Genomic DNA, 19,480 nt, shown 5'->3' on the forward strand with positions numbered 1-19,480 from the left:
TTACAGTTCCCGGGTTTTATAGATAAGCTGAGAACGGGTTCGGTTGCGAAACTGAAGCTGACCGATCTTCATATCACTACAGGCTGCTTCGCGTCGCGCCTCGAGGATTTTATGATGATGCGGCGATTTGCTGCACACCGGATCGGCGTTATCCGCATTCCCGGTGAGCATAAAGGCCTGGCAGCGGCAGCCGCCGAAGTCTTTCTCTTTTTCATCGCAGGAGCGGCACGGCTCCGGCATCCAGTCAAATCCGCGATAGCGGTTGAAGCCGAAAGAGTCATACCAGATGGATTCCAGGCTCTGCTCAAGCACCGACGGGAAATCCACCGGCAGCTGGCGCGCGCTGTGGCAGGGCAGCGCCGTGCCTTCCGGGGTCACGCTGAGGAAAATCGACCCCCAGCCGCCCATGCAGCCTTTTGGCCGCTCTTCGTAATAATCGGGGGTGACGAACAGCAGGTTGGTCAGATTGCCGCTGGCGGCCATTTTTTGCCGATATTCGGCAACCACGCGTTCCGCGCGGGCAATCTGTTCCCGCGTCGGCAGAAGCCCCTGACGATTAAGGAACGCCCAACCGTAGAACTGGCAGGTGGCAAGTTCGACGTCGTCGGCGTCCAGCTCGATGCACAGTTCGATGATTTTATCGATCTGATCGATATTATGCCGGTGCAGGACGAAATTCAGCACCATCGGGTAATCGCGCGCTTTAACCGCTTTGGCCATCGCCAGCTTCTGCTGGAAGGCTTTTTTATTCCCCGCCAGCGCAGCGTTGAGCACTTCATCGCTGGCCTGGAAGCTAATCTGGATATGGTCCAGACCGGCCTCGCTGAATGCGTCGAGCTTGCTTTCCGTCAGGCCAATTCCCGAGGTGATCAGGTTGGTATAAAAACCGAGATCGCGGGCGGCGCGGATCAGCTCCGGCAGATCCTTACGCGTCAACGGTTCGCCGCCGGAAAAACCTATCTGCACGCTGCCCATCGCCCGCGCCTGGCGGAAAACCTCAATCCACTGTTCAGTGGTCAGCTCCTGATCCTGCCGGGCGAAGTCCAGCGGGTTAGAGCAGTAAGGACACTGTAGCGGACAGCGATAGGTTAGCTCCGCCAGCAGCCACAGCGGTGGATTGACGGCAGGTTTATTCTGGCTCACGGAAAATAATCCACTTCTGTTGATAAGCGATTTGCAGGAATTCTACGACGTCGTCATCCACGCCGCCGGCTTCCGGGAACCGTTCGTTGAGTATGGCAATGATAGCCGCCGCGTCGCGTTGGCCATCGACCAGTTCGAGGATTGCGGCCGCAGTCTCATTGAGTTTAGCCATGCCTTCCGGATAGAGGATGACATGGCTGTCCTGAGCGGCTTCCCATTGCAGGCGATAGCCGCGACGAAAGGCGACGATGGAGTTTTTTTGCATGCTTATACCAGTCGGGTGGTGTGCCAGGCCGCTTTGTCGGTGACCGTGTGATAAGGCGGACGCTGTAGCGCGTAGGCCATGGTCATCGCGTCGAGCATCGACCACAGGATATCGAGTTTGAACTGAAGGATCTCCAGCATCCGATTCTGCTTTTCTGCGCTATCGCAATAACGCTTCGCCAGCTCCAGACCGTGTTCAACGTCGCGGCTGGCCTGGCTGAGGCGGCTGCGGAAATAAAAATAGCCTTCCTCTTTGATCCACGGGTAGTGCTGTGGCCAGCTGTCGAGACGCGACTGATGGATTTGCGGGGCGAACAGTTCGGTGAGCGAACTGCATGCAGCCTCCTGCCAGTTGGCGCGGCGGGCGAAGTTAACGTAAGCGTCGACGGCGAAACGGACGCCGGGCAGCACGTGGCGTTCGCTGATTAAGTCCTCGCGGCTGAGCCCCACGGCTTCGCCCAGCTGTAGCCAGGCTTCGATACCGCCGTCATGACCGTTGCTGCCGTCGTGATCGAGGATCCGCTGCACCCATTTGCGACGCGTGTTCGGATCCGGGCAGTTCGCCATAATTGCCGCGTCTTTCAGTGGGATCGTCGTCTGGTAGTAAAACCGGTTCGCCACCCAGCCCTGGATCTGCTCGCGGCTGGCCTCGCCGTTATGCATCGCGATATGGTACGGATGGTGAATATGATAGTAGGCGCCTTTCGCCCGAAGGGCGTGCTCAAACTCTTGCGGCGAGAGCGTTTCGCGAATGTGCATAGTTAGTCCTGAAGCGTGATGTTCATCCCGTCCCAGCTCACTTCTATTCCCTGCTGCGCAAGGGCGTGACGCTGCGGCGACTGCTCGTTAAGGATCGGGTTGGTGTTATTAATGTGGATCAGAATCTTGCGCTTTGCCGGCAGCGAGGCCAGCAGCGCCATCATGCCGTGTTCATCGCCGAGCGCCAGATGGCCCATGTCGCGGCCGGTATTGCGCCCGACGCCGGTGGCCTGGAGTTCATCGTCCTGCCAGACGGTGCCGTCAATCAGCAGACAGTCCGCCTTTTTGAGCCACGGCAGGATAGCGTCATCGGGTTCACCGAGACCCGGCGCGTAGAACAGCGTCTGACCGTTGCGGCGGTTTTCGATAAACAGCGCCACGTTATGCCCCGGCAGCGGGCGGTCGCGCCACGGCGAATAGGGCGGTGCGTTACTGGCGATGGGGACAGCGGTAAACTGCAAATCAGGGCAGGCTTCCACGCTAAAGGCGGTGAGCGGCGCGATCGGGTGGTGAATCAGGCCGCCGTTCCAGTGCCGGAGCATGGTAAAAATCGGGAATCCGCTGGAAAGATCTTCATGCACCTCCGGCGTACACCATACCTGATGTGGGCACCCCTCGCGCAGGCTGAGCAGCCCGGTGGTGTGGTCAATCTGGCTATCGGTGAGAATAATGCCGCCAATATGCGTGCCGCGCAGAACCTCTTTCTTATTCAGTTCTGGCGTATGGGCAATCTGCTGGCTGATATCGGGGGAGGCGTTACACAGCACCCACTCTTTGCCGTTATCGCTGACGATGATCGACGACTGGGTGCGAGGGGTCGCCTGAAGGGTACCGTCGCGCAAACCCTGACAGTTGGCGCAGTTACAGTTCCACTGGGGGAAACCACCGCCAGCGGCGGAACCGAGGACTTTTATAAACATGAAGATGGGCCAGGTAGTCAAACAAAAATGCCCGCACGGATGGCGGGCAGAGCGATTAGCGGTTGGAAATGTACAGGGTCACTTCCAGGCCAAGACGTAAATCAATAAAAGCAGGTTTCTTCCACATCGTTTTTTCCTCTTTAAAAATGCAGCACCAACGCCATTGTTTGTGCCAGTTTTGTGATGGTCATCAAATAATGCGTCACAGGAGGGCAAAGCTCAACCCGAAAGATGTAAGGAATTAACTTAATGTTTACAACGTAACCTATTGTTGCCAAACATTTTGCAATACCTTTTGCCAGTTACCCCACAGCAGCTTATTCAGCACAAATTGATCATAGCCGCTGTCACGCAACGCGCTGATTAGCCGTGGTAAACCACTCACATCGTGTAAATCATCAGGCAACGTAATGCCGTCAAAATCGGAGCCCAGCGCGACATGATCGTCACCCATGATGTTAATAAGATAGTCGATATGGCGAACAATCGTGCTCAGCGGGGTATCGCTATCGCGTTTACCGTCGGCGCGCAGAAACGCGTTGCCGAAATTGACGCCAGCCACGCCGCCGCTGTCGCGGATAGCCAGCAGCTGCCGATCGGTCAGATTGCGCGGTTGCGGGCACAGCGTATGGGCGTTGGAGTGGGTGGCGACCAGCGGTGATGAGGAATGACGAGCGGTATCCCAGAACGCCTTTTCATTCATATGCGAAACGTCAATCAGCATGTTCAGGGCGTTAGCGTGCTTAATGAGGGCGATACCCTCTGCGGTAAGCCCTGGGCCGCTGTCCGGGCTGCCGGGAAACGCCCCGTTAACGCCGGTGCCAAAACGGTTAGCAATGTTCCAGAAAGGCCCAATGCTACGCACCCCGGCGGCATAGAAAGCCTGTAGATCGCCTCCCTCGCCGTCAAAACCGCCCGCGCCCTCAATATGCGCTACCATCGCCAGCACCTTATCCTGACGGCAGCGTTCGATATCCGCCGCGCTCAGGCACAATCGCGCCCGGCCGTCGGAGTGGGCGACAAGCTGCTTAAGGATCGTCAGCTGCTGCCAGAGAATGTCGACCGGCTGCCACGGCTCGCAGGCGTATTGTGGCGCCATGCGGGCGATATACTCCTGCGGCGGCACGAACAGCGCGAACAGCCCGCCGGAAAATCCGCCTTGCTGCATGCGCGGATAATCGAGGTGTCCGTTTTCAATGCCGGAGAAGAAGGCCGTTACCGGATCCTGGCGATGGTGAAGCCATAAATTAAGCAACAGGTCATTGTGACCATCAAAAATCGCCATAGCGCATCCCACTGTCTTTTATTGCTGCGAAAGTTGCCTGGCACGATAACCGATTTGTCCGGTCCAGCAAGGGGAAAATTACAACTTAGCAGCAATTGTTAATATCACTTAACAGTGAGGAGATCCGCAAAGCGGGTTGTGTAGCGGGGTGAAAGCATTTCCCGTTTCATCTGCCACGGCTGCTGAATACCCTGTCCCGCGAAGTAAAGCGTGCCACGGCCATTTTCAGCATTCAGATGGTCTAATACATCCATTAACTTTTGGCTGTTTTTCCTGGGTGCGTTGTCGTCAAACAGATTAAGTTGCGCGACGCCCTGGCTATAAAAATCTCCCAGCATCACGCCGGCTTTCTGGTACCGATGGCCGTTCTTCCAGACCGCATCCAGACAACGAACTGATGCGCCGATAATATCCCGGCTATCCTGGGTTGGGGTAAGCAGTTTTACCGACGCGCTATTGCCATAATATGGCTCGTTAAGCGCGAAGGGCGAGGTTTTAACAAATACGGAGATAAAGCGGCAATGCTGATGCTCATTGCGAAGTTTTTCTGCTGCCCGGGCGGCATAACTACAGATGGCCTGGCGTACATCGTCATATTCGGTGATGCGTTCGCCAAACGAGCGCGAACAGACGATTTCTTGCTTTACCGGGGCAAACTCTTCCAGTTCAAGACACGGTTCGCCCCGTAATTCACGCACCGTTCTCTCCAGCACGACATTGAAATGTTTTCTTATGAACCGGATATCGGTGTCTGCCAGTTGCAGGACGGTCTTAATCCCCATCATCTCAAGCTTCTTCGCTATGCGACGTCCTACACCCCAAACGTCTTCGACGGGTAGCGCCGCCATCAGCTTTCTCTGACGATCCACATTGGATAAATCAACAACGCCTCCCGTCTGGCGCTGCCAGCGTTTTGCCGCGTGATTTGCCAGTTTCGCCAGCGTCTTTGTGGGTGCGATGCCCACCCGGACGGTCAGATGGGTGCGTTGCAGTACGGTCGCTCTCATTTCATGCCCAAAATCGGAAAGATCGCGACAATTACGTACCCCGGTAAGATCGCAAAAGATCTCATCAATGGAGTATATTTCGCTACGAGGCGACATCTCTTCAAGCGTGTTCATTACCCGGTTGGACATATCCGCGTAAAGTTCATAATTACTGCTGAAACAAACCACGCCATGATGCCTGAAGCGATCTTTCTGTTTGAAGTACGGTTCACCCATTTTCACAAAGGGTTTGGCTTCAGCGGAGCGAGAGATGACGCACCCATCGTTATTGGACAACACGACCACCGGTCGTCCCTTCAGGTCCGGGCGAAAAACCGTTTCACAGGAAGCATAGAAAGCGTTCACATCACACAGTGCAAACATGGTCAGCTCGCTCTGGTATCGCCAGGTGGGGTGAAAAACTGCATTATGATCACCGTTAATAAATACTGTATTTATATACAGTATTGTATATTGATAGCAAAGATCAAGGGGGAACGAGGAGTGACGTCGTACGGGTGCAGGAGGGCGAGGGTTATGTCCAGAATGGCGGCGAGGCAAATCTGGCGGAAAGGGTATTTAATGAAATGTTTAAGGAATATAAGTGCCCATACGGCAGGTATGGGCAGTGAAGCCGTCGATATTACTTCTTCTTGTCCATCATCGCCTTGAGATCGGCAAAGGGGTTAAACGTGGCGACACCCACGTCTTTTTGCGCATCCTCACCCGCGACAACGGTGGTGCCATACTGATCCGCTTCGGTGTACTTTGAGTGTTCGTGATCGTGACAAAACAGGCACAACAGCTCCCAGTTACTGCCATCTTCCGGGTTATTGGTGTGATCGTGGTCGATATGGTGAACCGTGAGTTCACGAAGATTTGAATAAACAAACTCACGCGAGCAGCGTCCACAAACCCAGGGGTAGATTTTTAGCGCTTTTTCACGGTAGCCGCTTTCCAGCCGTGCGTAGTTTTTGGGGATCAGAGCCATTGCTGATGTTACCTGTTAAAAAGAGAATAGTTCACACTATATCCCATTATGAGATGTCAGGAGAATGCCTCCTCTGCGGGAAGGCAGCCTGCGATTTGCGTATTTCTGTCAGTTTATTTGAAGCATTCCGTTAAATAATCACCATTTATTCTCATCCGTTAATGCGTAGAGTAGGGATAACGCAATGCTTTATCAGGATACTCCACTATGAAAAAGATCGGATTTTTGTCGTTTGGTCACTGGACGCCGTCACCCCAGTCCGGCACGCGAACCGCGGCTGACACGCTGCTACAGTCCATCGATCTGGCGGTCGCAGCCGAAGAGCTGGGCGCGGACGGGGCTTATTTCCGTGTGCACCACTTTGCCCGCCAGCTCAGTTCGCCATTCCCCTTGCTGGCGGCAATAGGCGCGAAAACCAAACGTATCGAAATCGGGACGGGCGTGATCGACATGCGGTATGAAAATCCGCTGTATATGGCGGAAGATGCTGGCGCGGCAGATCTCATCTCCGGCGGGCGATTACAGCTTGGTATCAGCCGGGGTTCCCCGGAGCAGGTGATTGATGGCTGGCGTTATTTTGGTTACGTGCCGCAGGAAGGGGAAACCGAATCTGATATGGCGCGCCGCCACACTGAGGTACTGCTTGATGTATTACGCGGTGAAGGGTTTGCGAAGCCTAACCCACAGCCGATGTTCCCAAACCCGCCGGGATTGTTGCGTCTGGAGCCGCATTCAGAAGGCTTACGCGATCGTATCTGGTGGGGGGCTGGCTCTAATGCAACGGCAGTATGGGCGGCAAAACTGGGGATGAACCTGCAAAGCTCAACGCTGAAAGATGATGAAACCGGCGAGCCGTTCCATATTCAGCAGGCAAAACAGATCCGTGCCTACCGACAGGCCTGGGCTGAGGCAGGGCATACCCGTCAGCCACGCGTTTCGGTCAGCCGCAGTATTTTTGCCCTGATGGACGAACGCGACCGGATGTATTTCGGCTCAAGCCGCAATGAGAGCGACAGCGTGGGCTATCTGGATGAGAAAACGCGGGCCATTTTCGGACGCAGCTATGCCGCAGAGCCAGACAAGCTGATTGAACAGTTGAAAAAGGATGAAGCGATCGCGGAAGCGGATACGCTGTTGCTTACCGTGCCGAATCAGCTGGGCGTGGAATACAACGCACATGTGATCGAGTCCATCCTGAAACATGTCGCACCGGAAATGGGATGGCGCGATCGCAATGCGTAATCTGGCCCTCTGGTATCGCCGGTTTGGTGAGCCTGAATCGGTACTGCAAGCAGAAACCACACCATTGTCCCCGCGACAGCCGGGAGAGATACGTGTGCGCATGCTTTTTTCTCCGGTGAACGCCTCCGATCTCATCCCCATCACCGGGGCATATCGCCATCGCACGCCGCTGCCTGCGATAGCCGGTTATGAAGGGGTCGGAATAGTGACCGAAACGCCCGCCGCTTATCCGGCGCTGCTGGGCAAGCGGGTCCTGCCGTTACGGGGGCAGGGAACCTGGCAGCGCTATGTCGACTGCCCGGCGGCGTATGCGGTTCCCGTCCCGGACGACGTCGACTCGCTTCTTGCCGCGCGGGCGTATATCAATCCGCTTGCCGCACAGATGATGCTGGACCGCTATCCTCCGGTCGGGAAAACGGTGCTGCTCACCGCTGCCGGTTCTGACTGCGCCGTTCTGCTCGGGCAATGGGCACGCCAGGCGGGTGCAGAGGCGGTTTACGGGATCCATCGCTCGCCCGTGCACGCTCAACGTCTGGCTGAAAAGGGGATCGTCCCGATTGCGCAACACGATATGGCCGCCGTCAACGCTGCCGCCGCGCGCGCAGACGTGGTGTACGACGCCACGGGCGGCAGCCTGGCGGAGACGATCCTGAGCGTGATGCCCGAAACCGGCACCTTTGTCTGCTACGGGCTGCTCTCCGGGCAGACCTTCCGGCAGCAGCGGCCGTTGCCGCGCGTGGCGTGGTTTCACATTCGTAACTATCTGGACGCGCTGAGCGCTGAGGCGTGGCAGGCGGAGTTTCGGCGCATCTGGCCTAAACTGCGCGCCAGTCAGTGCAGCGATGTCACCCTCTACCCGCTGTCGGAATGGCAGCGGGCAGTAGGCAACTATCGCGAAGCGGGAAGAACGGGCAAGCCCATGCTGTCGATGGACAATTAATCGGCCTTATGGCTCATGTCGCTCAGCAGTACAGCGATACTTTGTCCACCGGCGGTCTGCTCGAGGCCAATTTTGACAATAATTGTCAGCGGAACGGAGAGCAGCATGCCGACAGGCCCGAGCAGCCAGCCCCAGAAAATCAGGGACAGGAACACTACAAGGGTTGAAAGCCCCAGCCCGCGTCCCATTATCCGTGGTTCAAGAATGTTCCCGAAGACAAGGTTAATCACCAGATAGCCTGCCAGCAGAATCAGGGCATCATACAAACCGCTGAAAACCAGCACCTGAAGGATAGGGGGGATCGCCGCCAGCACGGAGCCGATGTTAGGAATATAGTTGAGCGCAAAGGCCAGCAGCCCCCAGACGAAGGCAAAACGCACATCCAGCGCGGCGAGCATCCCCCAGACCACTAATCCCGTCACCAGGCTGATGGCCGTTTTCAGCACCAGATAGCGTGAAACGCTGTCGAGCGCGCGCTGAATGGCGCCCATTCCCTCTACCGGACGCACCATGATGTGCTGGAGCTTTGCAGGCAGCTGTGGAACTTCCAGCAGCATAAACACAACCGTCAGGAACAGCAGGAAAATTGAGGTCATGGCGTTGGAGAGTTGTGCCAGCAGGCTGGTGACAATCGTCATGGCGGCATTCGGATCGATGTATTTAAGCAGTTCCTCAACCGAGACTTCGATACCCGCGCGTTGCAGCCAGGGTTCAATTTGCAGCAGCGGGGTCGCCAGGGAAGAGCGGTATGTCGGTAGCGTCCGCGCCAGCTCGTTCAGGGAGGTTCCCAGATAGGCGACTAACAGCACCATCGCAACGATAATAATACTGATAAGCAGGCTTATCGCCAGCACACGCGGGATGCGCAGCCGCACCATTCGCTGCACCAGTGGATTGAGGATCACCGCGATAAAAAGCGCCAGGATAAAAGGCACGATGATATCGGCCGCAAAACGAACGCCGGTCAGAATGATCACCAGCATGCCCAGCATGATGACGATCTTAAGCCCGTTGAGGGTGATAATAGGTTTGGCCATGGACGTTCCTGAACAGTTTTTTATTTATAATAGAGGGGAAAGCGGATTAAAAAAACTAACCAAAATCAAACAGACTGGGTAAAGAAATGAAAAGGCTTTGAGTAAATTCCTGGCTTATGATACAAATCAGGCGTGTTCAACTACCGAGGACAATTTTCATCCGCAAAGACGAGAAGCAACACCGCGGATAATTGTAATTTTATGGACAATTTGTTCAGGACGTATTTTTCAAACAACTCTGCTCTGTTTTCAACCTCCCTCTGCCTGCTTTCTGGTGAGCAACACTGGCGTTCCGCGCTATAGTCACGTCTTCTGCCTGAGCTGGCGCTATGCGCTTAGCTAACTGATTTAATTCCCAATTTTTTGGTTTGCTGTCCGCAGTGAGCCTCGATGGATTATATTCTCAAGCAGGAGAAAAAACATGTTTTACTGGATTTTATTAGCTCTGGCGATCGTCGCTGAAATTACCGGCACCTTGTCGATGAAATGGGCGAGCGTGAGTGATGGCAGCACCGGTTTTATTTTGATGCTGGTCATGATTACGCTTTCCTATATTTTCCTCTCTTTCGCGGTTAAAAAAATCGCGCTGGGCGTGGCATACGCATTGTGGGAAGGTGTTGGTATTTTATTGATTACGCTGTTTAGCGTCATGTTATTTGATGAAACCCTGACGACAATGAAAATTGCCGGGCTGACGACCCTGGTCGCGGGTATCGTGCTGATTAAATCGGGTACACGCAAACCGGCAAAACAGCAGAAGGAGCAGACCCATGCAGCAGTTTGAATGGATCCACGCGGCCTGGCTGGCTTTCGCCATCGTTCTGGAAATTATTGCGAACGTCTTTCTGAAGTTCTCCGACGGTTTTCGTCGCAAAGCCTACGGCCTGTTATCGATTGCCGCGGTTCTGGGGGCGTTTAGCGCCCTGTCGCAGGCGGTGAAAGGCATCGATCTGTCCGTGGCCTATGCGCTGTGGGGTGGCTTCGGTATTGCCGCCACCCTGGCGGCAGGCTGGATTATGTTCGGGCAGCGTTTAAACAATAAAGGCTGGATAGGGCTGGTATTACTGCTCGCCGGCATGATCATGATTAAACTGGCCTGAGTGACCTACTGCTGCGCCAGGGCTTCCAGCCGGTCGCGAAAACCGGTCACCGACAACGCCCGGTTATCGGCGCGCCAGCGGTCTTTCGCCGCTGGCGCAGAACTTTGAACGCCAATCAGCTGCCAGCCGTTATCGGTTTTTAACATCAGCGGCGATCCGCTATCACCCGGTAGCGTATCGCACTGATGCGACAGCACGCTGTTTTGCGCCCAACCCGTCACCACGCAGTCCGTATGGGTGTACAGCGAATCGAGGTGATCAACAGGGTAGCCTGACTGCGTTACTTTTCGATCGGCGGCTTTCAGGGCGGCGGTGAGCGCGGCTTTATCGCCATCAAAGAGCGGCAGCGGGGTGATCCCGGACGGCGGATAACGTAAAACGATCAGCCCGAAATCCCAGGAGGCCGCCCCGGGCGGCACAATCCAGCCATCACCATCCGGTTTCAGGCGTTTGCCAAGCGACGGATCCACCCGCCCCTCAATACCGTGAATTTCGTAGCGCCATATTCCTTTTTGCGACACAAAGCGCAGGGCGATCGCTTTATCCGGTTTGCCTTCAGGCGGCATTAACAGGCAATGACCCGCGGTCAGCGCAAGGCGTGGCGTAATGAGGGTTGCAGTACATAAATTGCCGCTGGCGGTTTCCAGTTGCCCGATGGCATCCCAGGGCGATTCGGTAGGATCGGTGACACGCGTACGATCGTCATGACCAAAAAACAGCGTCTTTACCTCTTTGGCGCTAATGGCGTCATCGTCGCCATCATCCGCATGTGAAAAGCCAGCAAAAAGGCTAAACGTTCCCAGTAACAACACAACAGATTTACGCATATCACACTCTGGTGGGGGGTAATTATGATTATTAAAAGTGATCCCTATAAAAATACTATAGACGCGACGGCGAGAAAGTGGGAGTAAAATCAGCGTGCTACATTCAGGAAAGATAAAAGTGGCTGGCGATGAGCGCGCATAAAATTAGCAGGATAAGAATGAACTCAAACCGATAGCGCCGCAGCATACGCCCTCCGGATAAAAAAACGGCGCTGACCGCAAACCCGTTCAGCGCCGGTTTACCAACGTGCCCCGAAGGGCACGGTTAAGCTTGTACTCTTACGCTGCTGGCTGTGCAGCAGGTTTAGCCGCTTCGTGTTTTGCTGCTTTTTTGTGATGCTTTTTAGCCGCCTGGGCTTTCTGCTCTACCGCTGGTTTTGCCGCTTTTTTGTGGTGCTTTTTAGCGGCCTGCGCTTTCTGTTCTGCCGCTGGTTTAGCCGCTTTGTGATGTTTTTTATGGTGAACCGTTTTGGCCGGAGCAGCGGTGGAAGCCGCAGGCGCTGCGGTGGCGGTAGTTTCAGCCGCGAATGCAGCGGAAGACAGACCCATAGCAGCGGCAACAACCAGAGCTAATACTTTTTTCATTTTCATACCCTCGAATTTGGTTTCTCATTTAACCCCACTGCGGGGCCGTTGAAATAACTATATCCCTGTAAATTCGGGGTTTCCGTGAGTGATTGGTATCGGCGTGTAACCGTATGTACAACGCCGGGGCAGATCCCCGGCGCATTCGGTTATAGGTAGCGGGATGTCAGGTGTTCGCGGAAGTAGCGGATATTCAGATCTTCACCCGTGGCCTGGGTGATGAGCTGCGATGTGCTGAAACGGCTGCCGTGCTGCCAGATATTCTGACGCAGCCAGTCAAACAGCGCCGAGAAATCGCCCCCGGCGATGGATGCCTGCAACCCGGGCAGCGCAGTTTTGGCGGCATGGAACAGCTGTGCCGCATACATTGCTCCCAGCGTGTAAGACGGGAAGTAGCCAAAACCGCCGTCGGTCCAGTGGATATCCTGCATACAGCCGTTGCGGTAGTTATCTTTGGTGGATAACCCAAGCCAGGCCTGCATTTTCTCATCCCATAACGCGGGAATATCATCGACTTCAATTTCGCCATTGATCAGCGCACGCTCGATCTCATAGCGCAGCACCACATGCGCCGGATAGCTCACTTCATCCGCATCAACGCGGATGTAGCCCGGCTTCACGCGCTGGTTCCAGGCAATAAAATTCTCTTCGCTGAATGCCGCCTGGCTACCGAAACGGGCATGAACCGCCGGAAGCAGATGCTTCAGGAAAGCGTCGCTGCGGCCTAGCTGCATTTCAAAGAACAAGCTCTGGGATTCATGGATCGCCGTAGAGCGCGCCAGCGCAACGGGCTGACCGGCCCATGCTCGCGGAAGGTTTTGCTCGTAGCGGGCATGTCCGGTTTCGTGGATCACGCCGAAAAGCGCGCTGAGCAGTTCATCTTCATCGTAACGCGTGGTGATACGCACATCTTCCGGCACGCCGCCGCAGAACGGGTGGGCGCTAACGTCCAGACGACCGCCGTTAAAATCGAAGCCAAGCATTTTCATCGCTTCCAGGCCCAGTTCGCGCTGGGTGGCGGTCGGGAAGGGACCCTGTGGCGGAACGAACGATCGTTGAGCCTGTTTTTCCACAACCTTTGCCAGCAACTCCGGTAGCCAGGACTTCAGATCGCCGAACAGCACATCCAGGCGAGCGCTGGTCATGTCGGGTTCAAAGATATCCAGCAGCGCGTCGTAAGGCGTGCAGCCTTTAGCTTCAGCGCGCAGGCGGGCTTCTTCACGACTGAGTTTCACCACCTCTTTCAGGTTGGCTGAAAAGCCCTGCCAGTCGTTGGCCGGACGCTGAGTGCGCCACGCGTGTTCACACCTGCTGCCCGCCAGCGATTTGGCCTCCACCAGCGATTCCGGCAGTAAAGTTGCCTGCTGGTAGTGGCGCGTCATTTCACGCAGGTTGGCCAGCTCAACGTCGTTCAGATCTTCGTCTGCCGCCGCCGCCAGCCATTCACCCACTTTTTTATCGGTCAGGATCTGATGTTGCAGGACGCTCATCTCCGCCAGCGCTTCACCGCGCGCGGCGCTGCCGCCTGGCGGCATCATGGTGAACATGTCCCAGCTGGCGATGGAGGAGAGGTGAGAGAAGCGGGAGAGGCGCTGGAAGGTGCGTGTGAGTTGTTGATAGTTATTGTTTTTCATGAAGTCCTCGTGTCTGAATCAGCCGATGACAAAAATTAGCATCGGCTCGATTTAAACACGAAGAGGGCTGAATGTTAATGCAGTCGTTTATGCAGGCTCGCGCCCACCAGCAGTGCCGCGCACAGCATCAGCGCGATAAATCCGCCCACGCCGTTCCAGCCGTAGTTATGCCAGAACACCCCGCCGAGCGTACCGGCTATGCTGGAACCAAGATAGTAACTGAACAGATACAGTGACGAAGCCTGACCTTTAGCGCGGCGCGCGCGTGGGCCAATCCAGCTGCTGGCAACGGAATGCGCGGCAAAGAAGCCCGCAGAGAAGAGCAGCATTCCGGCAAAAATCAGCCACAGGGAAGAGAAAAGCGTCATCAGCAGTCCGAACAGCATCACGGCGGTGGATACCAGCATCACCGGACCACGGCCGAAGCGCGAGGTCATGGCGCCCGCTTTTGGCGAACTCCATGTCCCGGTGAGATATGCCACAGAGAGCAAACCCACTAATGCCTGGCTAAGATGCCACGGTGAAAGCATCAGACGATAGCCAATGTAGTTGAACAGCGTCACGAACGAGCCCATCAGCAGGAAACCGGTCAGGAACAAACGGGGCAGCCCTTGATCGCGCCAGTGCAGGCGAAAGTTGATAAATAACGTTTTCGGACGCAGGGAGGTCGGGCGGAAATGGCGCGATTCCGGCAGGATTTTCCAGAACATCAGCGCCGAAGCGAGGGCGAAGCAGCCGATAACGGCCAGCGCAATGCGCCAGTTAAAGAAATCAGTAAACACACCGCTGAGCAGGCGTCCGCTCATCCCGCCGATAGAGTTCCCGCTAATGTACAGCCCCATGGAGAAGGCCACGAAACTCGGGTGGATCTCCTCGCTGAGATAGGTCATCCCGACCGCCGCCACGCCGCTCAGGGATAACCCAATCAGCGCGCGCATGATCAGAATGCCGTGCCAGCTGGTCATCATGGTGGACAACAAGGTACACACGGAGGCCAGCATTAACGCCGTTACCATGACCTGCTTACGCCCGATGGCATCCGAAAGTGGCCCGGTGAACAGCAGACCGATCGCCAGCATCCCGGTTGAAATGGAGAGCGAAATACTGCTGCTGGCTGGCGACACGCCAAATTCATGCGACAGGACCGGCAGGATCGGCTGAACGCAGTAGAGCAGGGCGAAAGTGGCGAGACCCGCTGAGAAGAGCGCCAGCGTGACGCGCATAAACTGGGGGGTACCACGTTTAATAAACTGAACCGGCTGCGGTGCTGCGGGTAAATCATCAATGTCGCTGGCCGGCGCGATATCAACGGTCGTTGTACGGCTCACACATAATCCTTGCTTAAACATCCCCGTGGTTTCTGGTGACGGGTATGACCACAAGATTAGGGTAGGAAAATGTAAATATTCTGTCTAATATATTAATAATCTCAAATGATACTTTAAAAATATGAATATCGAGCTGCGCCATCTACGCTATTTTGTCGCCGTCGCCGAAGAGCTGCATTTTGGTCGTGCGGCGGCAAGGCTGAATATCTCTCAGCCACCGCTAAGCCAGCAGATACAGATCCTGGAGCAGCAGGTCGGGGCGCGTCTGCTGGCGCGAACCAACCGCAGCGTGAGCCTGACGGCGGCGGGAAAACAGTTTCTTGCCGATAGCCGACAAATCCTGAGTATGGTGGAGGACGCCGCCGCCAGAGCGGAACGGCTTTATCTCGGGGAGACGGGAGAGCTGCGCATCGGGTTTACCTCATCGGCCCCCTTTATCAGCGCTGTTTCACAAACGCTATCTTCGTTTCGCCGTAACTTTCCGGATGTGCATATTCAGACGCGCGAAATAAATACTCGCGAGCAGATATCGCCGCTTAACGAAGGATCGCTCGATCTGGGGCTGATGCGTAACACGCAGTTGCCTGATACCCTGGCGTGGCAGGTGATCCTGCGCGAACCGCTGATGGCGATGATCCCCCGGGATCATCCGCTCGCCGCGCAGCACAGCGTCACGCTGGCTGAACTGGCGAAAGAGCCATTTGTCTTTTTTGACCCACAGGTGGGAACCGGGTTGTATGACGATATTCTTGGTTTGATGCGGCGATATGGCCTTGTCCCGACTATCGCGCAGGAGGTGGGGGAAGCCATGACGATCATTGGTCTCGTTGCCGCAGGGCTTGGCGTGTCGATTCTCCCGGCCTCGTTTAAACGGGTACAATTGCCGGAAATGCGCTGGGTGAAGATAGCCGAGCAGGATGCAGTCTCAGAGATGTGGCTGGTGTGGTCTAAACATCATGAACAGAGCCATGCGGCACAGCGTTTCAAAGAACAATTAATTACCGCTTCTCGCGGGCGTTATTTATAGGGAAAAGTGGGCGAAAATGTGCAGTAAATCACATGGCTAAGTAAAAATTTGACGTCAGCCATTGAAGTGCTTCACCATAGCCCTCAGTTTATTTCGAAGCTCGAAAATAAGGGAGTACGAGGTGGTTGCTGATAGTCAGCCAGGGCATATCGATCAGATCAAGCAGACCAACGCGGGCGCCGTTTATCGCCTGATTGATCAGCTTGGTCCGGTTTCGCGTATCGATCTTTCGCGCCTGGCACAACTGGCACCCGCCAGTATTACCAAGATTGTCCGCGAAATGCTGGAAGCCCATCTGGTTCAGGAGACAGAAATTCAGGAGCCGGGCAGTCGTGGCCGTCCGGCGGTAGGGCTTGTGGTGGAAACGGAAGCCTGGCACTACCTGTCGCTGCGGATTAGCCGCGGGGAAATCTTCCTCGCGCTGCGCGACCTCAGCAGCAAGCTGGTGGTGGAAGACCGGCTGGAACTCCCGCTTAATGCAGAGCAACCACTTCTCGATGCCATTCTGACCCACATCGACCAGTTCTTTATTCGTCACCAGCAGCGTCTTGAACGTTTAACGGCGATTGCGATCACCCTGCCGGGAATTATTGATACCGAAAATGGCATTGTGCACCGCATGCCGTTTTATGAAAACGTCAAAGAGATGCCGCTGGGCGACGTGCTGGAAAACCACACCGGTGTACCGGTCTACATTCAGCATGATATCAGCGCCTGGACGATGGCGGAGGCGTTGTTTGGCGCTTCCCGGGGCGCGCGCGACGTGATTCAGGTGGTGATTGATCATAACGTTGGCGCTGGTGTGATTACCGACGGGCGTCTGTTGCATGCTGGCAGCAGTAGCCTGGTGGAGATCGGCCATACGCAGGTCGATCCGTACGGAAAACGCTGCTACTGCGGTAACCATGGCTGTCTGGAGACGATTGCCAGCGTCGAAAGCGTGCTGGAGCTGGCGCAAGTGCGGCTCAGCCAGTCGATGAGCTCCACGCTGCACGGTCAACCGTTAAGCGTCGAGGCACTGTGCGCTGCGGCAAGGCAGGGCGATCTGCTGGCGAAGGACATTATTACCGGCGTGGGCAATAATGTCGGGCGCATTCTGGCCATTATGGTGAATCTGTTTAACCCGCAAAAAATACTGATCGGCTCCCCGCTCAGCCAGGCGGCGGATATCCTCTTTCCGGCGATTTCCGCCTGCATCAATCAGCAGGCGCTTCCCGCGTACAGTAAAAACATCGTGGTCGAAAGTACGCAATTTTCCAACCAGGGCACCATGGCCGGCGCCGCGCTGGTAAAAGATGCGATGTACAACGGCTCGTTACTGATTCGTTTGCTACAGGGCTAACTCTTTTCCAGAGATGTACGAAAAATTGCGCTATCTCAAGCCCGGTAGCGCACGCATCCCGTAGACTTTCCCCACTGAATTATTTACCTGGTTTATATTTTGAAGCATACCCAAGAGGTGGAATGAGTCATGCTTAAGCGTTTCTTTATTACTGGTACGGATACGTCTGTCGGGAAGACAGTCGTATCCCGCGCGTTACTCCAGGCCCTGGCGGCAAGCGGTAAACGCGTTGCAGGATACAAGCCGGTTGCAAAAGGCAGTAAAGAGACGCCAGAAGGGCTGCGCAATAAGGACGCCCTGGTTCTGCAAAGCGTCTCGTCTCTGGAACTGCCTTATGATGCCGTCAATCCTATCGCGTTAAGCGAAGAGGAAAGCAGCGTCGCTCACAGTGGGCTTATCAACTACAGCCTGCTTTCTGATGGCCTGGCAAATCTGAGTGAAAAGGTTGACCACGTTGTCGTTGAAGGGACCGGTGGCTGGCGCAGCCTGATGAACGATTTACGTCCCCTTTCCGAATGGGTGGTACAGGAGCAATTGCCGGTGATTATGGTCGTGGGCATCCAGGAAGGGTGCATCAACCATGCCTTGCTGACGGCGCAGGCTATCGCTAATGACGGCCTGCCGCTGATTGGTTGGGTGGCGAATCGTATTAACCCGGGCCTTGCGCACTACGCTGAAATCATCGACGTGCTGAGCAAAAAGCTGCCTGGCCCGCTGGTAGGCGAACTGCCTTATCTGCCCCGCGCAGAGCAGCGCGAATTAGCGCACTATATCGATCTCTCGGCTTTCGGCGGTATGCTGGCCATAGATCGAGTCGTGGCGTAGCGTTCTCGACAATACCGATGCCACAACACAGGCAACCAGCAAACCGGGAAGTAAAAAATACTGCCCGGTCATCTCACAGACCATCAAGGCCGACATGATTGGCGCATGCGTTGTGGCGGCGAGCAGCGTCGCCATTCCCGCCAGCCCAAGCAGGATCGCCGTCTCAGAGCCAGGAAACCACAGCGCAAAGATCTGCGCAAACAGCATTCCCGTTGCCATACCAACGAACAAGGTTGGCGTGAACACGCCTCCCGGCGCGCCGGACCCGCTGCTTGCCAGTACCGCCAGCAGCTTGCAAATAAAGACGCCAGCAATCACCGACAGCAGCGGCGGCGACTGCAAAAACGCCTGAACCACGCTATAGCCATTCCCCCATACTTTTGGCGTCAGCAGCGACAGCAGCCCGACGATCAGACCACCCAGCGCCAGCTGCCACGGCGGTGAGAGTTTGAGACGCAGAAACAGCCTGTGGCTGGCCGCCATCAGCCACATCAGCAGCGGGCCGCAAACGCCAGCCAGCAGGCCCACGCCAACGATCAGGAAATAATCCACCGCCGTAAGCATCTCGCTGAGATGGACATCATATAGCGTATTCGCGCCGGGACTTAACAGGCGCGTGGTCAGCAGGGCCACTACAGCGGCAATCACCACCGGGCCGAGGGAGGCCAGCATCAGCGTGCCAAACAGGATCTCTGCGATAAACAGGCTGCCCGCCAGCGGCGCATGATAGGCGCTGGCCATCCCGGGGGCGGCACCGCAGGCGATCCACAGTTTCCATTCGGATTTTGGCGTACAACGTTGTGCAAAAAAGGAGGCGGCGAGGGCGGCGAGCAGGATCATGGCGCCTTCACGGCCGATGGCGCTGCCGCTGGCGACCACCAGCAACGACGCGAGGGATTTCACCAGGCTGGCGCCGTAGTCAAACTGGCCGTCTCCCGTCTCAAGCGCTTCCATATAATCGGTCGGGGCGTGGGGACGTTGTGCCGTCATGCGCTGCCATCCCCACAGCAGCATCCCCGCGGCCAGACCACCTAGCGCAGGCGTCAGCGCCCGCCGCCAGGGCGATAACGCGGCTGCGGCGTTCACCAGACTTCCGCTTTCGTTGCTGAGAAATAGCCACTCCAGCAGATACATGCTGTGGCGGAACACCGCAACGGCCAGCGCCGCCAGCACGCCGGTGACGGTAGCAATCAGGAGACGGCGAAACATCGCGCGGATGTCGGGGTAAGCGTGAAGACGTTGCAT

23 protein-coding genes are annotated in these 19,480 nt (G+C 55.9%); 8 read left to right on the top strand and 15 right to left on the bottom strand.

Features of this window, described 5'->3' with window-relative positions:
- From pqqE to yajD, 8 genes are all read right to left on the bottom strand, one after another.
- Positions 1–1,143, bottom strand: a complete 1,143-nt coding sequence (gene pqqE, locus ACOTZD_RS20040; RefSeq protein WP_022651046.1) for a pyrroloquinoline quinone biosynthesis protein PqqE — start codon at positions 1,141–1,143, stop codon at positions 1–3.
- Positions 1,130–1,408, bottom strand: a complete 279-nt coding sequence (gene pqqD, locus ACOTZD_RS20045; RefSeq protein ID WP_003857508.1) for a pyrroloquinoline quinone biosynthesis peptide chaperone PqqD — start codon at positions 1,406–1,408, stop codon at positions 1,130–1,132. The genes pqqE and pqqD overlap by 14 nt, the downstream gene beginning before the upstream one ends.
- A gap of 2 nt (positions 1,409–1,410) precedes the next feature.
- Positions 1,411–2,166: a pyrroloquinoline-quinone synthase PqqC gene (gene pqqC / locus ACOTZD_RS20050; RefSeq protein WP_045894570.1), complete on the bottom strand. Its 756-nt coding sequence runs from the start codon at positions 2,164–2,166 to the stop codon at positions 1,411–1,413.
- Positions 2,167–2,168: 2 nt separating this feature from the next.
- Complete coding sequence (pqqB, locus tag ACOTZD_RS20055) at positions 2,169–3,086, bottom strand: pyrroloquinoline quinone biosynthesis protein PqqB (RefSeq protein WP_003857504.1); 918 nt, start codon at positions 3,084–3,086, stop codon at positions 2,169–2,171.
- 55 nt (positions 3,087–3,141) lie between these two features.
- Positions 3,142–3,213, bottom strand: a complete 72-nt coding sequence (gene pqqA, locus ACOTZD_RS20060) for a pyrroloquinoline quinone precursor peptide PqqA (RefSeq protein ID WP_002905689.1) — start codon at positions 3,211–3,213, stop codon at positions 3,142–3,144.
- A 138-nt stretch (positions 3,214–3,351) separates the two neighbouring features.
- Positions 3,352–4,371, bottom strand: a complete 1,020-nt coding sequence (locus tag ACOTZD_RS20065; RefSeq protein WP_003857474.1) for a dipeptidase — start codon at positions 4,369–4,371, stop codon at positions 3,352–3,354.
- Between the two features lie 104 nt (positions 4,372–4,475).
- The gene (locus ACOTZD_RS20070; RefSeq protein ID WP_421636361.1) at positions 4,476–5,741 is read right to left on the bottom strand and encodes a Y-family DNA polymerase; all 1,266 of its coding nucleotides are present in this window, start codon (positions 5,739–5,741) and stop codon (positions 4,476–4,478) included.
- Positions 5,742–6,000: 259 nt separating this feature from the next.
- Complete coding sequence (gene yajD, locus ACOTZD_RS20075) at positions 6,001–6,348, bottom strand: HNH nuclease YajD (RefSeq protein ID WP_003857471.1); 348 nt, start codon at positions 6,346–6,348, stop codon at positions 6,001–6,003.
- 207 nt (positions 6,349–6,555) lie between these two features.
- Here yajD and ACOTZD_RS20080 point away from each other — a divergent pair, with 207 nt between their 5' ends.
- Together ACOTZD_RS20080 and ACOTZD_RS20085 are read left to right on the top strand one after the other, a co-directional pair.
- A complete protein-coding gene (locus tag ACOTZD_RS20080; RefSeq protein WP_003857470.1) occupies positions 6,556–7,590 on the top strand; it encodes an LLM class flavin-dependent oxidoreductase in 1,035 nt (344 codons plus the stop codon).
- Positions 7,583–8,530, top strand: a complete 948-nt coding sequence (locus tag ACOTZD_RS20085) for a zinc-dependent alcohol dehydrogenase family protein (protein WP_045337356.1) — start codon at positions 7,583–7,585, stop codon at positions 8,528–8,530. Before ACOTZD_RS20080 ends, ACOTZD_RS20085 begins: the two co-directional genes overlap by 8 nt.
- On the opposite strand, the gene ACOTZD_RS20090 is transcribed toward ACOTZD_RS20085, so the two are convergent.
- Positions 8,527–9,567, bottom strand: coding sequence for an AI-2E family transporter (locus ACOTZD_RS20090; RefSeq protein WP_003857467.1), 1,041 nt, complete (start codon positions 9,565–9,567; stop codon positions 8,527–8,529). The two genes, ACOTZD_RS20085 and ACOTZD_RS20090, sit on opposite strands and share 4 nt — an antisense overlap.
- Before the next feature lie 132 nt (positions 9,568–9,699).
- Between ACOTZD_RS20090 and ACOTZD_RS20095 the strand changes: the two genes are divergently transcribed.
- From ACOTZD_RS20095 to mdtI, 3 genes are all read left to right on the top strand, one after another.
- Entirely contained in the window at positions 9,700–9,870 is a 171-nt protein-coding gene (locus ACOTZD_RS20095; RefSeq protein WP_006808891.1) for a hypothetical protein, read from the top strand.
- Positions 9,871–9,988: 118 nt separating this feature from the next.
- The gene (gene mdtJ, locus ACOTZD_RS20100) at positions 9,989–10,351 is read left to right on the top strand and encodes a multidrug/spermidine efflux SMR transporter subunit MdtJ (protein ID WP_003857465.1); all 363 of its coding nucleotides are present in this window, start codon (positions 9,989–9,991) and stop codon (positions 10,349–10,351) included.
- Positions 10,338–10,667: a multidrug/spermidine efflux SMR transporter subunit MdtI gene (gene mdtI, locus ACOTZD_RS20105; RefSeq protein ID WP_003857463.1), complete on the top strand. Its 330-nt coding sequence runs from the start codon at positions 10,338–10,340 to the stop codon at positions 10,665–10,667. The genes mdtJ and mdtI overlap by 14 nt, the downstream gene beginning before the upstream one ends.
- Positions 10,668–10,672: 5 nt before the next feature.
- On the opposite strand, the gene ACOTZD_RS20110 is transcribed toward mdtI, so the two are convergent.
- The 5 genes from ACOTZD_RS20110 to ACOTZD_RS20130 form a co-directional block, all read right to left on the bottom strand.
- Complete coding sequence (locus ACOTZD_RS20110) at positions 10,673–11,494, bottom strand: trypsin-like serine peptidase (protein WP_003857461.1); 822 nt, start codon at positions 11,492–11,494, stop codon at positions 10,673–10,675.
- A gap of 103 nt (positions 11,495–11,597) precedes the next feature.
- Positions 11,598–11,681 carry a hypothetical protein gene (locus ACOTZD_RS20115; protein ID WP_057979992.1) on the bottom strand — a complete coding sequence of 28 codons (84 nt, stop codon included), beginning with the start codon at positions 11,679–11,681 and terminating at the stop codon, positions 11,598–11,600.
- A 92-nt stretch (positions 11,682–11,773) separates the two neighbouring features.
- Positions 11,774–12,079: an acid resistance repetitive basic protein Asr gene (gene asr / locus ACOTZD_RS20120; protein WP_003857459.1), complete on the bottom strand. Its 306-nt coding sequence runs from the start codon at positions 12,077–12,079 to the stop codon at positions 11,774–11,776.
- A gap of 149 nt (positions 12,080–12,228) precedes the next feature.
- Complete coding sequence (locus ACOTZD_RS20125) at positions 12,229–13,713, bottom strand: carboxypeptidase M32 (RefSeq protein ID WP_170851326.1); 1,485 nt, start codon at positions 13,711–13,713, stop codon at positions 12,229–12,231.
- A gap of 74 nt (positions 13,714–13,787) precedes the next feature.
- On the bottom strand, positions 13,788–15,041 hold the full coding sequence (locus ACOTZD_RS20130; RefSeq protein WP_174402260.1) for an MFS transporter: 1,254 nt from the start codon (positions 15,039–15,041) through the stop codon (positions 13,788–13,790).
- Positions 15,042–15,162: 121 nt separating this feature from the next.
- Between ACOTZD_RS20130 and ACOTZD_RS20135 the strand changes: the two genes are divergently transcribed.
- The 3 genes from ACOTZD_RS20135 (at position 15,163) to bioD (ending at position 18,235) form a co-directional block, all read left to right on the top strand.
- The gene (locus ACOTZD_RS20135; protein WP_003857454.1) at positions 15,163–16,068 is read left to right on the top strand and encodes a LysR family transcriptional regulator; all 906 of its coding nucleotides are present in this window, start codon (positions 15,163–15,165) and stop codon (positions 16,066–16,068) included.
- Between the two features lie 121 nt (positions 16,069–16,189).
- Positions 16,190–17,410, top strand: a complete 1,221-nt coding sequence (gene mlc / locus ACOTZD_RS20140) for a sugar metabolism global transcriptional regulator Mlc (RefSeq protein WP_003857451.1) — start codon at positions 16,190–16,192, stop codon at positions 17,408–17,410.
- A gap of 129 nt (positions 17,411–17,539) precedes the next feature.
- Positions 17,540–18,235: a dethiobiotin synthase gene (gene bioD / locus ACOTZD_RS20145; protein WP_022651051.1), complete on the top strand. Its 696-nt coding sequence runs from the start codon at positions 17,540–17,542 to the stop codon at positions 18,233–18,235.
- On the opposite strand, the gene clcB is transcribed toward bioD, so the two are convergent.
- Positions 18,170–19,480 (bottom strand): voltage-gated ClC-type chloride channel ClcB, encoded by a 1,311-nt coding sequence (gene clcB, locus ACOTZD_RS20150; RefSeq protein ID WP_421636362.1) that lies wholly within the window; start codon positions 19,478–19,480, stop codon positions 18,170–18,172. The two genes, bioD and clcB, sit on opposite strands and share 66 nt — an antisense overlap.

The sequence above is a fragment of the Enterobacter cloacae complex sp. SHL022 genome (assembly GCF_049237785.1).
GTDB lineage: Bacteria > Pseudomonadota > Gammaproteobacteria > Enterobacterales > Enterobacteriaceae > Enterobacter > Enterobacter hormaechei_C.

Excerpts from the sequence above, each read along its gene's own strand:
- ACOTZD_RS20085 (WP_045337356.1), top strand. The coding sequence starts at position 7,583 with ATGCGTAATCTGGCCCTCTGGTATCGCCGGTTTGGTGAGCCTGAATCG.
- mdtJ (WP_003857465.1), top strand. The coding sequence starts at position 9,989 with ATGTTTTACTGGATTTTATTAGCTCTGGCGATCGTCGCTGAAATTACC.
- asr (WP_003857459.1), bottom strand. The coding sequence starts at position 12,079 with ATGAAAAAAGTATTAGCTCTGGTTGTTGCCGCTGCTATGGGTCTGTCT.
- pqqC (WP_045894570.1), bottom strand. The coding sequence starts at position 2,166 with ATGCACATTCGCGAAACGCTCTCGCCGCAAGAGTTTGAGCACGCCCTT.
- ACOTZD_RS20135 (WP_003857454.1), top strand. The coding sequence starts at position 15,163 with ATGAATATCGAGCTGCGCCATCTACGCTATTTTGTCGCCGTCGCCGAA.
- ACOTZD_RS20080 (WP_003857470.1), top strand. The coding sequence starts at position 6,556 with ATGAAAAAGATCGGATTTTTGTCGTTTGGTCACTGGACGCCGTCACCC.
- bioD (WP_022651051.1), top strand. The coding sequence starts at position 17,540 with ATGCTTAAGCGTTTCTTTATTACTGGTACGGATACGTCTGTCGGGAAG.
- ACOTZD_RS20115 (WP_057979992.1), bottom strand. The coding sequence starts at position 11,681 with ATGCTGCGGCGCTATCGGTTTGAGTTCATTCTTATCCTGCTAATTTTA.
- ACOTZD_RS20065 (WP_003857474.1), bottom strand. The coding sequence starts at position 4,371 with ATGGCGATTTTTGATGGTCACAATGACCTGTTGCTTAATTTATGGCTT.
- pqqB (WP_003857504.1), bottom strand. The coding sequence starts at position 3,086 with ATGTTTATAAAAGTCCTCGGTTCCGCCGCTGGCGGTGGTTTCCCCCAG.
- clcB (WP_421636362.1), bottom strand. The coding sequence starts at position 19,480 with ATGCAACGTCTTCACGCTTACCCCGACATCCGCGCGATGTTTCGCCGT.
- ACOTZD_RS20110 (WP_003857461.1), bottom strand. The coding sequence starts at position 11,494 with ATGCGTAAATCTGTTGTGTTGTTACTGGGAACGTTTAGCCTTTTTGCT.
- ACOTZD_RS20125 (WP_170851326.1), bottom strand. The coding sequence starts at position 13,713 with ATGAAAAACAATAACTATCAACAACTCACACGCACCTTCCAGCGCCTC.
- ACOTZD_RS20090 (WP_003857467.1), bottom strand. The coding sequence starts at position 9,567 with ATGGCCAAACCTATTATCACCCTCAACGGGCTTAAGATCGTCATCATG.
- ACOTZD_RS20070 (WP_421636361.1), bottom strand. The coding sequence starts at position 5,741 with ATGTTTGCACTGTGTGATGTGAACGCTTTCTATGCTTCCTGTGAAACG.
- mdtI (WP_003857463.1), top strand. The coding sequence starts at position 10,338 with ATGCAGCAGTTTGAATGGATCCACGCGGCCTGGCTGGCTTTCGCCATC.
- pqqD (WP_003857508.1), bottom strand. The coding sequence starts at position 1,408 with ATGCAAAAAAACTCCATCGTCGCCTTTCGTCGCGGCTATCGCCTGCAA.
- yajD (WP_003857471.1), bottom strand. The coding sequence starts at position 6,348 with ATGGCTCTGATCCCCAAAAACTACGCACGGCTGGAAAGCGGCTACCGT.